Source organism: Mycobacterium sp. 2YAF39, assembly GCF_052114565.1.
Classification (GTDB): domain Bacteria; phylum Actinomycetota; class Actinomycetes; order Mycobacteriales; family Mycobacteriaceae; genus Mycobacterium.
In genome coordinates, this window is record NZ_JBFREZ010000007.1 from 271830 (window position 1) to 287124 (window position 15295).

The 15295-nt window shown below is 64.7% G+C and carries 17 protein-coding genes; 14 read left to right on the top strand and 3 right to left on the bottom strand.

The window, feature by feature from the left end; all coding sequences use genetic code 11:
- Positions 1-22 precede the first annotated feature (22 nt).
- Both AB4Z42_RS21145 and AB4Z42_RS21150 read left to right on the top strand, forming a co-directional pair.
- Positions 23-697, top strand: a complete 675-nt coding sequence (locus tag AB4Z42_RS21145) for an amino acid ABC transporter permease (protein WP_442011170.1) — start codon at positions 23-25, stop codon at positions 695-697.
- A complete protein-coding gene (locus AB4Z42_RS21150) occupies positions 694-1596 on the top strand; it encodes an amino acid ABC transporter permease (protein ID WP_442011171.1) in 903 nt (300 codons plus the stop codon). Before AB4Z42_RS21145 ends, AB4Z42_RS21150 begins: the two co-directional genes overlap by 4 nt.
- Here the strand turns inward: AB4Z42_RS21150 and AB4Z42_RS21155 are convergent.
- The 3 genes from AB4Z42_RS21155 to recA are packed head-to-tail and all read right to left on the bottom strand — an operon-like array spanning position 1593 to position 4025.
- Complete coding sequence (locus tag AB4Z42_RS21155) at positions 1593-2423, bottom strand: TIGR03560 family F420-dependent LLM class oxidoreductase (RefSeq protein WP_442011172.1); 831 nt, start codon at positions 2421-2423, stop codon at positions 1593-1595. The two genes, AB4Z42_RS21150 and AB4Z42_RS21155, sit on opposite strands and share 4 nt — an antisense overlap.
- A 29-nt stretch (positions 2424-2452) precedes the next feature.
- The gene (gene recX, locus AB4Z42_RS21160) at positions 2453-3007 is read right to left on the bottom strand and encodes a recombination regulator RecX (protein ID WP_442011173.1); all 555 of its coding nucleotides are present in this window, start codon (positions 3005-3007) and stop codon (positions 2453-2455) included.
- Positions 2973-4025, bottom strand: coding sequence for a recombinase RecA (gene recA, locus AB4Z42_RS21165; protein ID WP_442011259.1), 1053 nt, complete (start codon positions 4023-4025; stop codon positions 2973-2975). The genes recX and recA overlap by 35 nt, the downstream gene beginning before the upstream one ends.
- A gap of 231 nt (positions 4026-4256) precedes the next feature.
- On the opposite strand from recA, the gene AB4Z42_RS21170 reads away from it, so the two are divergent.
- From AB4Z42_RS21170 to hypF, 12 genes are all read left to right on the top strand, one after another.
- On the top strand, positions 4257-4586 hold the full coding sequence (locus AB4Z42_RS21170; protein WP_442011174.1) for a hydrogenase maturation nickel metallochaperone HypA/HybF: 330 nt from the start codon (positions 4257-4259) through the stop codon (positions 4584-4586).
- A 2-nt stretch (positions 4587-4588) separates the two neighbouring features.
- Positions 4589-5362 (top strand): hydrogenase nickel incorporation protein HypB, encoded by a 774-nt coding sequence (gene hypB, locus AB4Z42_RS21175; protein ID WP_442011175.1) that lies wholly within the window; start codon positions 4589-4591, stop codon positions 5360-5362.
- A gap of 116 nt (positions 5363-5478) precedes the next feature.
- Positions 5479-6534, top strand: coding sequence for a hydrogenase expression protein HypE (locus AB4Z42_RS21180; protein ID WP_442011176.1), 1056 nt, complete (start codon positions 5479-5481; stop codon positions 6532-6534).
- 29 nt (positions 6535-6563) lie between these two features.
- Positions 6564-8360: a nickel-dependent hydrogenase large subunit gene (locus tag AB4Z42_RS21185; RefSeq protein ID WP_442011177.1), complete on the top strand. Its 1797-nt coding sequence runs from the start codon at positions 6564-6566 to the stop codon at positions 8358-8360.
- Positions 8361-8363: 3 nt separating this feature from the next.
- Positions 8364-9323: a NifU family protein gene (locus AB4Z42_RS21190; protein ID WP_442011178.1), complete on the top strand. Its 960-nt coding sequence runs from the start codon at positions 8364-8366 to the stop codon at positions 9321-9323.
- On the top strand, positions 9323-10015 hold the full coding sequence (locus tag AB4Z42_RS21195; protein ID WP_442011179.1) for a DUF5947 family protein: 693 nt from the start codon (positions 9323-9325) through the stop codon (positions 10013-10015). Before AB4Z42_RS21190 ends, AB4Z42_RS21195 begins: the two co-directional genes overlap by 1 nt.
- A gap of 10 nt (positions 10016-10025) precedes the next feature.
- Entirely contained in the window at positions 10026-10694 is a 669-nt protein-coding gene (locus AB4Z42_RS21200; RefSeq protein ID WP_442011180.1) for a DUF6084 family protein, read from the top strand.
- A complete protein-coding gene (locus tag AB4Z42_RS21205) occupies positions 10691-12076 on the top strand; it encodes a hypothetical protein (protein WP_442011181.1) in 1386 nt (461 codons plus the stop codon). Before AB4Z42_RS21200 ends, AB4Z42_RS21205 begins: the two co-directional genes overlap by 4 nt.
- On the top strand, positions 12076-12195 hold the full coding sequence (locus tag AB4Z42_RS21210; RefSeq protein ID WP_442011182.1) for a DUF6893 family small protein: 120 nt from the start codon (positions 12076-12078) through the stop codon (positions 12193-12195). Before AB4Z42_RS21205 ends, AB4Z42_RS21210 begins: the two co-directional genes overlap by 1 nt.
- Before the next feature lie 19 nt (positions 12196-12214).
- Positions 12215-12706, top strand: a complete 492-nt coding sequence (locus AB4Z42_RS21215; RefSeq protein WP_442011183.1) for a hydrogenase maturation protease — start codon at positions 12215-12217, stop codon at positions 12704-12706.
- Positions 12707-12709: 3 nt separating this feature from the next.
- Positions 12710-12976 (top strand): HypC/HybG/HupF family hydrogenase formation chaperone, encoded by a 267-nt coding sequence (locus tag AB4Z42_RS21220; RefSeq protein ID WP_442011184.1) that lies wholly within the window; start codon positions 12710-12712, stop codon positions 12974-12976.
- Positions 12973-15288 (top strand): carbamoyltransferase HypF, encoded by a 2316-nt coding sequence (gene hypF, locus AB4Z42_RS21225; RefSeq protein WP_442011185.1) that lies wholly within the window; start codon positions 12973-12975, stop codon positions 15286-15288. The genes AB4Z42_RS21220 and hypF overlap by 4 nt, the downstream gene beginning before the upstream one ends.
- The last annotated feature ends 7 nt before the right edge of the window (positions 15289-15295 follow it).

The window sequence follows — 15295 nt, forward strand, 5'->3', positions numbered from 1 at the left end:
GCGGTCTTTCAGCGGAGCGAGTATGGAGGTCTTCAGAGCCGGAGCGTTCTTCGACGCGTTCTGGGTCACCATTCAGTTGACGTTGTTCTCCGCCTTTTGGGCGCTGATCATCGGCACGGTGCTGGCGGGGATGCGGTTGTCGCCGGTGCCGGTGCTCAACTGGCTGGGCACCACCTACGTCAACATCGTGCGCAACACCCCGTTGACGCTGATTATCCTGTTCACCTCGCTGGGGCTGTACACATCGCTGGGTATCGAGCTGGCCAACCGGGCTTCGCCGACGTTCCTGGTGGACAACAACTTCCGGCTGGCGGTACTCGGCCTGTCGGTCTACACGGCGTCATTCGTCTGCGAGACGCTGCGCTCGGGGGTCAACACGATCCCGTTGGGCCAGGCCGAGGCCGCCCGGTCATTGGGACTCACGTTCAGCCAGAACCTGAGGCTCGTCCTGCTTCCCCAGGCCTTCCGCGCAACGATCATCCCGATGGGGTCGGTGCTGATCGCGCTGACGAAGAACACGACGATCGCGTCGGTGATCGGGGTTGCTGAGGCGTCGCTGCTGATGTCGGAGTGGGTGGAGAAATCGTCGGCGCTGCTCATCGTCGGCAGCCTGTTCGCGGCCGGATTCGTCGCGCTCACATTGCCATTGGGGTTGTTGTTCGGGTGGCTGGGCAAGCGGTTGGCGGTGGCCAGGTGAGCGGATCATCCATCCTCTTCGACGCACCCGGCCCACGCGCCAAGGTCCGCAACTACATCGCGACCGGGATCACCGTGCTGGCCTTCATCGCCGTGCTGGTCTTCGTCGGTATCGAGCTCGCGGCCAAAGGCCAACTGGAGTGGGCGAAGTGGGAGCCGTTCATCACGCCCAACGTGTGGGAGAACTACCTCATCCCCGGCATCGAGGGCACGCTGAAGGCTGCCGGGCTGTCGATCGTGCTCGCGGGAATCCTCGGCGTCGTACTCGGGGTCGGCCGTCTGTCGACACACTCGTGGATCAATAAGCCGTGCGCGGTTTTCGTGGAGTTCTTCCGCGCGGTACCCGTGCTGATCATGATGATCTTCGCGTACTTCCTCTATTCGAGGTACGACGTCTTCGCCTCCGAGTACTCCACGCTGGCGGGTGTCGTGACCGGCCTGACGCTGTACAACGGCGCGGTCATCGCCGAGATCGTCAGGGCGGGTGTCAATGCACTGCCCCGCGGGCAGTCGGAGGCCGCGTCGTCGCTCGGCATGCGGTGGGGGCAGACCATGCGGTCGATCCTGCTGCCGCAGGCGATTACGTCCATGCTGCCGGTACTGATCTCGCAGTTGGTCGTCGTCCTCAAGGACACCGCCCTGGGCGTGGCCATCACGTACCCCGAGCTGGTGTCGCAGGGCACGAACATCGGCGCCTCGTTCACCAACCTCCTGCCGGCACTCGTCGTCATCGCGGTCCTGATGATCGTCGTCAACTTCACGCTGTCGTCGTTCGCCGTGTGGCTGGAAGCCAGGCTGCGCCGATCACGCCGCGCTCCAACGCCGCTGGATCCCGGGACGATCGAGCAGGAAGGGGCACCCGGCGCGACGGTGAAGCTGGCCGAACCGGGCGGCGTCTAGCTCTGGATCTGGTCCGCGCAGCGCTGCATCTGTTGCGCCGTGGGCGGCTGATAGAACGACAGCACCGCATGATCACATCCGGCGCCGTCCAGTTCCGGCAGCCGGGCCAGTTGCTCCTCGACGTGACCGTCCTTGGCCGGCAGGACGAACAGCTGTATCGAGCGCCGGATCTCGGCCGGGTCGCGGCCGACCTCTACGCATGCCTCGTCGAGCAGGGCGCTGGTTTTCGCCCAGGCCGCCACGTCGCCGTGACTGGGAACGTTCCATTCGTCGGCGTGACGGGCGATGACGCGCAACATCTTCGGCTTCTCGCCACCGATGACGATCGGCGGATGCGGCTTCTGAAGCGGTTTCGGATTGGCCAGCGCATCGCGCAGTCGATAGTGGCGGCCCTCGAACGTGACGGAGTCCTCGGTCCACAGTCGCCGGATGAGAGTCAGTGCCTCGTCGAGCATCTCGACCCGCACGCCCGGGCTCGGGAATTCGAGACCGTAGGCGCGGTGTTCGTCTTCGTGCCAGCCGGCGCCCAGTCCGAAATCCAGCCGCCCGCCGCTGATGTGGTCGACCGTCACCGCCATCTTCGCCAGCATCGCCGGGTTGCGGTACGTCACACCGGTGACCATGCACCCGATACGGGCACGCGAGACGACGCCGGCCATGGCGGCCAACGACGTCCACCCCTCGTAGGTCGGTTCCTTGAAATCCGACAACCCGTAGAAGTGGTCATAATTGGCAACCGAGTGAAAGCCCAGCTCGTCAGCCCGCGCCCAAAACTCTTGGAGCACCGGGTAGTCGAATGTCGGAGCGATCTTGGCCGATAGCAGCATGTGCGCAATTTACCTCGCGGCGCCTGCGGTCACACCGATCGTCGCTCCCGTTCGCTGGCCAACGCGACCTTCACGACGTCGAACGCCATGCTCTGGCTGTAGCCGCGGCGCGCGAGCATTCCGACGAGTCGACGCGCCACCTTGGTGTCGTCATCTTCGCCGAGCTTTTCGCGGCGCAGCTTGTCGCTGACCAGTTGCTCGGCCCGCCGCCTCTCGGCGCCCGCGTCGATGTCCGCCAACGCCGCATCGATCACGTCGTTGTCCACACCCTTGTTGCGCAGCTCGGCGGCCAAGGCCCGCTTGCCTTTTCCCGCGTTGACCCGTCGTGAACGGACCCACTGCTCGGCGAAGTCCGCATCATCGATCAGCCCGACCTGCGCCAGCCGATCGAGCACCTTGGCGCTGATGTCCTCGGGATAGCCGCGTTTGGTCAGCTGCCCCTCGAGCTCGGCACGGGTGCGTGCCCGCGCGGTGAGCAGACGCAGACACAGGCTTCTCGCCTGCTCCTCGCGTGTGCGGGGATCCTGCGGCTGCTCCTCGCGAGGGGCCTCAGAAATCGATGGGGGTGGGAAGGACTTCGTCATCGGACAAGTCAGCGGTCACCACGGCACCGATGCCGAGCTTTTCCTTGATCTTCTTCTCGATCTCGTTGGCCACGTCGGCGTTCTCCATCAGGAAGGTCCGCGCGTTCTCCTTGCCCTGGCCCAGCTGCTCACCCTCATAGGTGAACCAGGAACCGGACTTACGAATGAAGCCCTGCTCGACGCCCATGTCGATGAGCGAGCCTTCCCTGCTGATGCCCTTGCCGTAGAGGATGTCGAACTCGGCCTGCTTGAACGGCGGGGACACCTTGTTCTTGACGACCTTCACCCTCGTGCGGTTGCCGACCGCGTCGGTGCCGTCCTTGAGGGTTTCAATCCTTCTGACGTCCAACCGAACCGAGGCGTAGAACTTCAACGCCTTTCCGCCCGTGGTCGTTTCGGGTGAACCGAACATCACACCGATCTTCTCGCGGAGCTGGTTGATGAAGATCGCGGTGGTGCCCGAATTACTCAGTGCACCGGTGATCTTCCGCAGCGCCTGGCTCATCAGCCGGGCCTGCAGGCCGACGTGGCTGTCCCCCATCTCGCCTTCGATCTCAGCGCGCGGAACCAGTGCGGCCACCGAGTCGATGACCAGGATGTCGAGCGCACCGGAGCGGATCAGCATGTCGGCGATCTCCAGCGCCTGCTCCCCGGTGTCGGGCTGGGAGACCAGCAGCGAGTCGGTGTCCACACCGAGCTTCTTGGCGTACTCCGGGTCCAGCGCGTGCTCGGCGTCGATGAACGCCGCGATACCGCCGGCGGCCTGCGCGTTGGCGACCGCGTGCAGCGCGACGGTCGTCTTACCCGAGGATTCCGGGCCGTAGATCTCGACGACCCGGCCTCGCGGCAGGCCGCCGATCCCGAGCGCAACGTCGAGAGCGATCGACCCGGTGGGGATGACGGAAATCGGCTGGCGAACCTCGTCGCCGAGCCGCATCACCGAGCCTTTTCCGTGGTTCTTCTCAATCTGTGCGAGCGCCAGTTCGAGGGCTTTCTCGCGGTCGGGGGCCTGCGCCATGGGGTTGGTCTCCATCCTCGTGCGTGATCGTGTTTCGATCGGTTGGCCGTGACGCTAGAGGTCGGTACCGACAAGTCGGCGTGACCAGCATCCCGCGCTGACCCCACAGTAGACGAACACCTGTTCGATTCAAGCGGACACGCCGAGTGTCACGACCGCAGCTGTCTGCGATCTCTCGCAGGGAGAAGATCCCGGGCCTATGGTGGGGTCATCCGGCCAGAGCGGACAGATATGCACGAGATGGCGTTGACGCAAAGTGTTGTCGATGCGGTGTGCGAACACGCCGCAGGCCGTCGGGTGCACAGCGTCAGGCTGGAAGTCGGTGCGCTGTGCGCCGTCGTCCCCGATGCGATGACCTTCTGCTTCGAGCTCGCCACCGAGGGCACCGTCGCCGACGGCGCCAGCCTCGAGGTCGACATGCGTCCCGGTGAGGCGCGATGCCGCACATGCGACGCCTCCTTCGAGCTGACCGACCTGATCTTGTTGTGCCCCTGCGGCAGTGCCGATGTCGACGTGGTCGCCGGCCGTGACTTGAAGATCCTTTCGATGGAAGTGAGCTGAGCATGTGTGCAACCTGCGGGTGCGGCGACGCCGCGGCGACCGTCACGATCGCCGGCCATCCCCACACTCACGACCATCCCCACACTCACGATCACGAACACCCGCACACCGAAACCATCACCCTGGAGCAGAAGGTTCTCGCGAAGAACGACGGGCTGGCCGAGCAGAACCGGCAGTGGCTGGCCGACCGGGGGATCCTCGCGTTCAACATCACCAGTTCACCCGGCGCGGGCAAGACCACCCTGCTCGAGCGCACCATCCGCCACCTCGGCTCGCAGCACGAGGTCGCGGTGATCGAAGGTGATCAGGAGACATTGCTCGACGCCGACAGGATCACCGCGGCCGGGGCGCGCGCGGTACAGATCAACACCGGCGCGGGGTGCCACCTCGACGCGGAGATGATCGCGCGTGCTCTGCACGCCCTTGCGCCTGACAACGGTTCGCTGCTGTTCATCGAGAACGTCGGAAACCTGGTCTGCCCAGCGTTGTTCGATCTCGGCGAGCGCAGCAAGGTCGTCGTCATCTCGGTGACCGAAGGCACCGACAAGCCGTTGAAATACCCGCACATGTTCGCCGCGGCGGGGCTGGTGCTCATCAACAAAATCGACCTGCTGCCCTACGTCGACTTCGATCTTGAAACCTGTGCGCGGCATGCCCGTTCGGTCAATCCCGGAGTCGAGATCATCCCCGTCTCGGCTACCAAAGGAGACGGAATGGATATCTGGCACCAGTGGATTGACGCGCGTGCAAATGAACTGCGTACGACGGTCGCTTAGGTGTGATTGACAACACACTTGTGCCGGAGTAGACCGAGAACTAGCGACGCGCAAGTGGGCCGAAGGGCGACTCCTGCGCCGCAGGGATCCCAGCCCGATCCCGGAAAGCCGCAAGCATGCTAAGTGAAGCTGCCCAAAAAGCGGAAGAAACCTTGATTCACGTTCTGTGGATCAACGCCGGCCTCAGTTGTGACGGCGATTCCGTGGCATTGACAGGCGCCACCCAACCAAGCATCGAGGAGATCGCGCTCGGAGCACTTCCCGGTTTGCCTCAAATCGCCGTGCACTGGCCGTTGATCGACTTCGAGTGCGGACCGGCGGGCGGTGCGGACGACTTCCTGGAATGGTTCTTCAAGGCGGATCGCGGTGAACTGGAGCCGTTCGTGCTGGTCGTCGAGGGGTCGATCCCGAACGAGAACCTCCACCAGGAGGGCTACTGGTGCGGGTTCGGCAACGACCCGGCGACCGACCAGCCGATCACCACCAGCGAGTGGCTCGACCGACTGGCCCCGAAGGCCACCGCGATCGTCGCCGTCGGGACGTGCGCGACGTACGGCGGCATTCACGCGATGGCCGGGAACCCGACCGGCGCGATGGGCGTGCCGGACTACCTCGGCTGGGACTGGAAGAGCAAGGCCGGCATCCCGATCGTGTGCGTGCCCGGCTGCCCCATCCAGGGGGACAACCTCTCCGAAACGCTGACCTACCTGCTTTACATGGCGACCGGACAGGCGCCGATGATTCCGCTCGACGACGCGCTCCGACCCCAATGGCTGTTCGGCGCCACCGTGCACGAGGGGTGCGACCGGGCCGGCTACTACGAGCAAGGCGATTTCGCGACCGAGTACGGTTCGCCGAAATGCATTGTGAAACTTGGCTGCTGGGGGCCGGTCGTCAAGTGCAACGTACCGAAGCGCGGCTGGATCAACGGCGTCGGTGGCTGCCCGAACGTCGGCGGGATATGCATTGGATGCACGATGCCGGGCTTCCCTGACAAGTTCATGCCCTTCATGGACGAGCCTCCTGGCGGAAAGATCTCCACGACCGCGTCGGGCCTTTACGGCTCGGTGATTCGCAATCTGCGCCATATCACCGGAAAGACCGTCGACAAAGAACCGAAGTGGCGGCATTCGGGCAAGGAACTGACCACCGGAGCGAAGCGCACCTGGTAAGTGCGCACCGCGGAGAAAGGCAAAACTCAATGACAACCACAGTTCCCGGACCCCAGCACACCAAGAAGGATCCGAGCACGCTCGTCGACATGTCGTGGGATCCGATCACCCGGATCGTCGGCAGCCTCGGCATCTACACGAAGATCGACTTCGAGAACCGCGAGGTCGTCGAGTGCCACAGCACGTCATCGATCTTCCGCGGCTACTCGATCTTCATGAAGGGCAAGGACCCTCGCGACGCGCACTTCATCACCAGCCGCATCTGCGGGATCTGCGGCGACAACCACGCCACGTGCTCGTGCTACACACAGAACATGGCCTACGGCGTCAAGCCGCCCAATCTCGGCGAGTGGATCGTCAATCTTGGCGAGGCCGCGGAATACATGTTCGACCACAACATCTTTCAAGAGAATCTCGTCGGCGTCGACTATTGCGAGAAGATGGTCTCCGAGACGAACCCGGGTGTTCTGACCAAAGCCGAGAACACGCTTGCGCCGAACTCCGAAGCGCACGGGTACCGCACCATCGCGGACATCATGCGTGCTCTGAACCCGTTCACCGGCGAGTTCTACCGCGAGGCATTGGTGGTCAGTCGCTGGACGCGCGAGATGTTCTGCCTGATGGAGGGCAAGCACGTTCACCCGTCCACGCTGTATCCGGGTGGTGTGGGCACGGTCGCGACCATCCAGCTGATGACGGACTACATGACGCGGCTGATGCGCTACGTCGAGTTCATGAAGAAGGTCGTCCCGATGCACGACGACCTGTTCGACTTCTTCTACGAGGCGCTGCCCGGCTACGAGCAAGTCGGCTTACGCCGGACGCTGCTGGGCTGCTGGGGTTCGTTCCAGGATCCGGAGGTCTGCAACTTCGCCTACAAGGACATGGAGAAATGGGGCAACGCGATGTTCGTGACCCCAGGCGTCGTCGTCGACGGCAAGCTGGTGACCCACTCGCTGGTGGACATCAACCTCGGTATCCGAATCCTTTTGGGCAGTTCGTATTACGATGACTGGACCGACCAGGAGATGTTCGTCAAAAACGATCCGCTGGGCAATCCGGTCGACCGCCGCCACCCGTGGAACCAGCACACCAATCCGAGACCGCAGAAGCGCGACATGGACGACAAGTACAGCTGGGTCATGTCGCCCCGGTGGTTCGACGGTAAGGACCATCTGGCACTGGACACTGGCGGCGGTCCGCTGGCCCGGCTGTGGAGCACCGCCCTCGCCGGTCTTGTCGACATCGGTTACGTGAAGGCCACCGGCGGCAGCGTGCAGATCAACCTGCCCAAAACTGCCCTCAAGGGCCCGGTCTCACTGGAGTGGAAGATCCCCGAGCACGGGAGCAACACCCTCGAACGCAATCGGGCGCGGACCTACTTCCAGGCGTATGCCGCGGCGTGCGCGCTGCACTTCGCCGAGCAGGCACTGATCGAAATCCGTGCCGGGCGCACCAAGACGTGGGAGAAGTTCACGGTGCCCGACGAGGCCATCGGTTGCGGCTTCACCGAGGCGGTCCGCGGTGTGCTCAGCCACCACATGGTGATTCGGGACGGCAAGATCGCGAACTACCACCCGTATCCCCCGACACCGTGGAACGCCAATCCACGCGACAGCTATGGGACGCCGGGCCCGTATGAGGATGCGGTCCAGGGACAACCGATCTTCGAGGAGAACGATCGGGACAACTTCAAGGGCATCGACATCATGCGGACGGTCCGCAGCTTCGACCCCTGTCTGCCGTGCGGAGTACACATGTACCTCGGTGACGGGAAGACACTCGAGAAACTGCACTCGCCGACCCAGTCCGTGACTGGGGAGTAATACATGGCCTCGGCAGGACAACAAAGCCCGGAGGCACTCGACGACGAAACGCGGTGGCGTTCAGCAGGGGATCGGATCCAGACCCTGCTGGACGCCAGCGCGGGCAGCGGCACCATCGTCCGTGAGCGGACCGAACAACTGGCCGCCGAGCTCACCGACCTCTACGGGGCTGCGCTCGAGCGGATCATCTCCGTCACCGCCGAGGCGGCCCCCGAACTGGTCGATCGATTCGCCGCCGACGAACTCGTCGCCAGTCTCTTGCTCGTCCACGGACTGCACCCGCACGGCCTGGAGCGCAGGATCTCCGATGCCCTCGACAGTGTCCGGCCGTACCTGGGTTCGCACGGCGGAGATGTCACGCTGCTCGAGGTGGAGGACGGCCAGGACGGGCCAGTGGTCCGCCTCGAGTTCGCGGGCAGTTGCAAGAGCTGCCCATCGTCGGCGATCACCCTCGAATACGCCGTCGAAGACGCCGTGCGTGCGGCTGCACCCGAGATCACGTCGATCGATGTCGTAGCCGCGCAACCGGACTCGACAGATTCGTCCGGCCTCATCTCGGTGGATTCACTGATGAGCCGCGTACACGACAAGGAGACAAGCGCCGCCTGGTATCCGATTCCCGACATCGGGGACCTCGCCTCGGGCGAGGTCGGCGGATTCCTGATCGCAGGGGTGCCCATCCTGGCCTGCCGCGTCGGCGACGACCTGTTCGCCTATCGCGACCGGTGCGGTCGGTGCCACAACTCGATGGCCGGCGCTGTCCTGCACCGCCCGATGGGTGCGCCCATCGGGCAGGCGGTCCTCCGATGCCCGCGCTGCCAGGCACATTTCGACGCGGTGCACGCGGGGGCAAGCGTCGACGACGGCGCCGAGACCGAGGCGCACCTCGACCCGATCCCCCTACTCCGTCGCGACGGTGTGCTGTCGGTCGCGGTGCTCGCGGAGCCGACCGGGGTGATGTGATGGCGAACCCCATAAATTCCCCGGTCGCTCCGCTCCTGCCCTCCGTAAGTGCTTACGACGTGCTGGCACGCATCCGGGCCAACAAGCGTCCAGCGTCTCAGGACGGCGAACGCTGCGAGATGTGCGCCGAGCCGATCGCCGACGAGCACCAGCACGTCGTCAATGTCGCTGCGCGCCAACTGATGTGCACGTGTCGAGGCTGCTACCTGCTGTTCACCGATCCGGAGGCCAAGCTCCGATACCGCGCGGTGCCCGATCGGTACCTCACCTTCTCCGACTTCACGTTGGACCGGAGGGCCTGGGAGGCCTTGCAGATACCCGTCGGGCTGGCGTTCTTCTTCCATAACTCCGATATGGACAAGACCGTCGCCTTCTATCCGGGCCCTGCCGGTGCCACCGAATCCGAACTCGATCTCGACGCTTGGAGCAGCATCAGCGGTGCCGACAGCCGACTGGACATGCTCGCCGACGATGTCGAGGCGCTGCTGGTACGCGTGCCCGACCGCGATCACGCCGATCCCGAACTCAACGCCCCCGCGGAGTGCTACCTGGTCCCCATCGACGCCTGCTACGAGTTCGTGGGCAGACTGCGGATGTTATGGCGGGGCTTTGACGGTGGCCACGAAGTCCGCGAATTCGTCGACGAATTCTTCGAGCAGATCAAGGCGCGCAGCAAGGTGGCCAGCGGATGAACGGATCAGCGTGAGCAGTTTGACGTTCACCGTGCACGACGTGGCCGCAGAACAGTTCTCGGTCACGCCGCGACTGATCGCGCGCATCGGCATCGTGGCGGGCGACGACGAACCGATCCAGGCCATCGCGCTGCGATGCCAGATCCGCATCGAACCACTTCGCCGGCCCTACTCCGATGAGGAGGCCGCAGGCCTGCTCGACCTGTTCGGTCCACGCGAGCGTTGGGTCAATACCCAACGCACATTCCTGTGGCAGCACAGCACCGCCATGGTGCAGGGCTTCACCGGCGCCACCGAGATATCGCTGCCATTGGATTGCACCTATGATTTCGAAGTTGCGGCGTCCAAGTATCTTCACGCGTTGCGCGATGGAGCCATACCACTGTTGTTCCTTTTCAGCGGAACGGTTTTCGTCCAGGGCGAACGCGGATTCTCAGTTCGCCAGGTGTCGTGGGAGTGCGAAGCCCAGCACGACACGCCGGTGGCCGTCTGGAACGACCTGACTCGACTGCACTATCCGAATGCCGGCTGGGTTCGACTCGGCCACGACACCGTCGCCGCGCTGGCCGCCTACAAGTCGGCCCGCGGCATGCTCGACTTCGAGGACGCGGTCACCACGCTGCTCGCCGAGGCGCCCCGGGTCTCGATGCCGGTACCTCAACCCGAGGAGGCCCGATGACACCCACCTGGGATCGGGCCCGGGCCATCGCCGACGCGGTGCTCTACGAGGGGTACCTGCTGTATCCCTACCGGGCGACGTCGGCCAAGAACCAATCCCGTTGGCAGTTCGGCGTGGTTGGGCCGCCCGGCGCATCGGATGCCGGCATCGGCGAAGACGACAGCCTATCGGCGCAATTCCTGATCGACGGTGACAGCGAACTGACGCTCATCGTGCGCTTCCTCCAGTTGCAGCACCGGAATGCCGAACGTGAGGTCGGCGGCGGACGATTCGAACCCGTCGACGAATTGACCAGCGGCTTGAAATCATGGGTCACCTGGGACGAGGCCGTTGAATGCGAGCTGTCCTTCGGGCCCTTCGACCTAGCCGACCTGGCAAAGCCCTGCACGTTGGAGATCGCCGTCACCGAAGCGCGCGACTCCGAGGACGTCGACGGCGGCCGGTTGATCAGGACCAGGGCGGCCATCGGCGCCGAACTCAACATCGCCGTCGAACACGATGGTGGTTTCAACCGCGTCAGCGTGTCGGTCAACAACACCGGCGCGGCGACAACGGACAAAGTTGCAGCCATCGCCACGTCCCTGATCGGAACGCACATCATCGCGGAAGTGGTTGGCGGGGAGTTCGTCTCCCTGCTCGAACCCCCCGAGTCCGCAGCCGGTCCGGTGGCCCGCCTCGTCCAGCACCGCTGCTTCCCGGTGCTCGCAGGGCGGCCGGGCGAACGCGACCTGCTGCTGATCTCGCCGATCATCCTCTACGACCACCCCGAGATCGCCGAACAGAGCGACGGGGCGCTCTACGACTCCACCGAGATCGACGAGATCCTCACGCTGCGCGTCATGACGATGACCGATGAGGAGAAGGCACAGGCGCGGGCCACCGACCCACTCGCGGCGGCAATCATCGACCGATGCGACTCGATGTCGCCAGAGGCCATGCAGCAGCTGCACGGAATCCTGCGCAACCCGCATGCCGGCACGCATACAGATCCGTGGCTCGACGAGTTGGACGAGCAGATGCGGACGGCCGGGCTGATCCCGGAGATCCCCGACGGGGTCGATTGGTGGGATCCGGTGGCCGACACCGCGGTCCGCCCCGACATCGACGCCGTGCTGGTCAACGGAGTGCGGGTGGCGGCAGGCAGCCGAGTTCGTCTGCGGCCGAATCGCCGTGCCGACGCACAGGACATCTTCTTCGCGGGTAAGAGCGCCCGTGTCACTTCCGTTCATGAGGACGTCGACGGCCAACAGTATGTGGGCGTCATCGTCGAGGACGATCCAGACGTCGAGATGCCCGACTCCTACGGCCGATATCTGTACTTCGCGCCGGACGAGGTCGAACCGATCGATGCAAGAGTAGTCAGCCCAGATAGGAGTTCATGATGGATGTAATTGGTTGGATAGCAACCGGTGTCGTTGCCGTGGTGGTCGTGGGCGGAGTGGTGGTCGGGCTCCGCTCAATCCCGGACGTGCGACGATACATGAAGATACGCAACATGTAGTTGGGAGTTCGTCAATCAGATGACAGCCCGCATCCTGGTCGCCGGAATCGGCAACATCTTCCTCGGAGACGACGGTTTTGGACCCGAGGTGATGCGCCATGTCGGCGTACACTCCGTCGGTGCCGATGTGCACCCGGTGGACTACGGGATCAGGGGCATGCACCTCGCCTACGACCTTCTCGAGGACTGGCGTGCGCTTGTCCTCGTCGATGCATTGCCCAACCGCGGGTCGCCGGGCAAGCTTCACGTCTTCGAGGCCGATCACGAAACCCTCTCGCCCACCGTCGGTCTCGAGGCGCACAGCATGGACCCGGCTGCCGTGTTCGCGACGCTCAACGGACTGGGCGGAACCGCACCGTTGACCATCGTCATCGGCTGCGAGGTAGAGAACATCGACGAGGGCATGGGACTGTCGGCACCGGTGAGCGCCGCGGTGCCGCAGGCCGTCGCGGCGGTCAACGAGGTGCTCGCCGACCTGGCCACGCGCGCGACCGCACCTGCGGAGGGCTGACTCATGTGTCTGGGGATCCCAGGGCAGGTCGTCGGAATGCTGGAGGGTTACGGCGACCAGCTGGCCCTGGTCAACGTCGCGGGTGAGAACCGCAAGGTGAACATCGGCATGCTGCCCGAGGAGACATTCGATCAAGGTGACTGGGTGATCATCCACATGGGATTCGTCGTCGAGAAGACCGACAAGGCCGGCGCCGACGAGGCGATGGCCGGCCTGGAGATGATGGGTAGGGGCTTTCAATCGGGAGAAGACCCCGAGGCTTTTCCATGACCAGCAGGCGCAGGCTGCGTGTCTGCGTTCACGGTGTCGTTCAAGGCGTGGGCTTCCGGCCGTTCGTCTACGCGTGCGCGGCCGCACTCAGCCTCGCTGGCTCCGTACGCAATGACAGCTCCGGTGCGGTGATCGAGGTGGAGGGCGACGCCGCCCGGATCGACGACTTCCTCACCCGACTGCGCGATCGACCACCGCCACTGGCCGTCATCGAATCGATCGAGACTCAAGACGTCGCCGTCGTCGGCGGCACCGGCTTCACCATCGCGGACACATCACGGTCGGCTGGCGGCCGCACCCTGGCATCCCCCGACGTCGCCATGTGTGCCGAATGCGCCGCCGAACAGCGTGATCCGACGAACCGGCGCTACCGGCACGCATTCGTCAACTGCACCAATTGCGGTCCGCGGTTCACCATCATCGCTTCGCTGCCCTACGACCGCGCGTCGACAACGATGGCGCCCTTCGCAATGTGCGCCGATTGCACAGGTGAATACAACGACCCGGCCGACCGGCGGTTCCACGCCCAGCCCGTGTGCTGCCCGAACTGCGGCCCCACACTTCGCTACCGAGACCGCAATGACCACTCGACCGAGTCAGAGGCTGCGCTGCGGCAGACACGGCGGCTGCTGAGCGACGGCGGCATCGTCGCGGTCAAGGGCATCGGCGGATATCACCTCGCCTGCGATGCCGCCAACGAGCGTGCGGTGGCCGAGCTGCGCACACGAAAGCGGCGCGGCGACAAACCGTTCGCGGTGATGGTGGCGGACATGGCGACTGCGCGCACCATCGCCGAGATCGACGACGGGTCTGTGCGGCTGCTGTCCGGTGCGCAGCGGCCGATCGTGCTGATGCCTCGGCGGGACAACGTCGCGGTCGCTGATGCCGTCGCCCCGCATAATCCAGACCTTGGCGTCATGCTTGCATACTCGCCTCTGCACGCACTGCTCTTCGGGTTGCCCGGCGACGAACCCGGACCGTCCACACTTGTCATGACATCCGGCAATCTCGGCGGAGAACCTATCTGCTTCGCTGATGACGATGCGCTGGAGCGACTTTCGGAGCTTGCCGACGGTTGGCTGATGCACGACCGGGAGATTCTGGTCCCGTGCGACGACTCGGTCGTGCGGGTGGTGTCCATCGGCGGTGCCGACAATCAAGCCCATTACAGCGAACTTCCGATCAGGCGCTCCCGCGGATACGCACCGCTGCCCGTCGCGCTGCCGACGGCCCTGCCGCCGACCCTCGCGGTCGGCGCCGACCTCAAGAACGCACTGGCGGTAGCCGACGGAAAGTACGCCTGGCTCAGTCAACACATCGGCGACATGGACGACCTCTCGACGTTGTCCGCTTTCGACTCGGCGCGACAACACCTGCAGGCACTCACCGGAGTGGAACCTGACGTGCTTGTCGCCGACGCCCACCCGCTGTACCGGTCGACCGCATGGGCGCACCGAAACGCGGCGGGGCGGCCCGTCCGGACGGTTCAGCACCACCACGCTCATATCGCCTCGGTGATGGCCGAACACGGTCTGGACGGATCGCGGCCGGTACTCGGATTCGCCTTCGACGGAACCGGCTACGGGCCCGACAACGCGGTGTGGGGCGGTGAGGTGCTGCTCGCCGACTACAAGGGTTACCGGCGGCTTTCGCACCTCAAGTACGTGCCGTTACCCGGCGGGGACGTCAGCGTTCTGCGCCCGTACCGGATGGCCCTGGCGCACATGTGGGCTGCGGGCTTGAGCTGGGATCAGGACCTGGCACCCGTGCAGGCATGTCCGAAGGATGAGCAACGCGTACTGGCCCACCAGCTCGAGACCGGTCTGGGCTGCGCGCCGACGTCGAGCATGGGGAGGCTGTTCGACACCGTCGCGGCGCTGGTCGATGTCCGCCAGGTCGTCGCATACGAGGCACAAGCGGCCATCGAGCTCGAAGGGATGTCCCGCGACGCCGCCTGTGGCACAGCCACTTACAATTTCGAAATCGACATCACCCGAACACCCGCGGTGATCGATCCGGCACCCGTCATCGCCGCGGTGATTGCCGACACCCGATCCGGGGTGGGCGCAGGTGTGGTCGGCGCGCGGTTCCATCGTGCAGTGGCGGATCTGATCGTTCGACTGACCACCACTGTGGTCACCGATAGGCCCATAATCGCATTGTCGGGCGGGGTGTTTCAGAACGCACTTCTGCTGCGCTTGACCATGTGCGGCCTGAAGGACAAGGGATTCGACGTGATCACTCACCGCTTCGTGCCACCGAACGACGGCGGGATCGCACTGGGCCAGCTGTTGGTGGGGAATTCCTCATGAGGAAGGG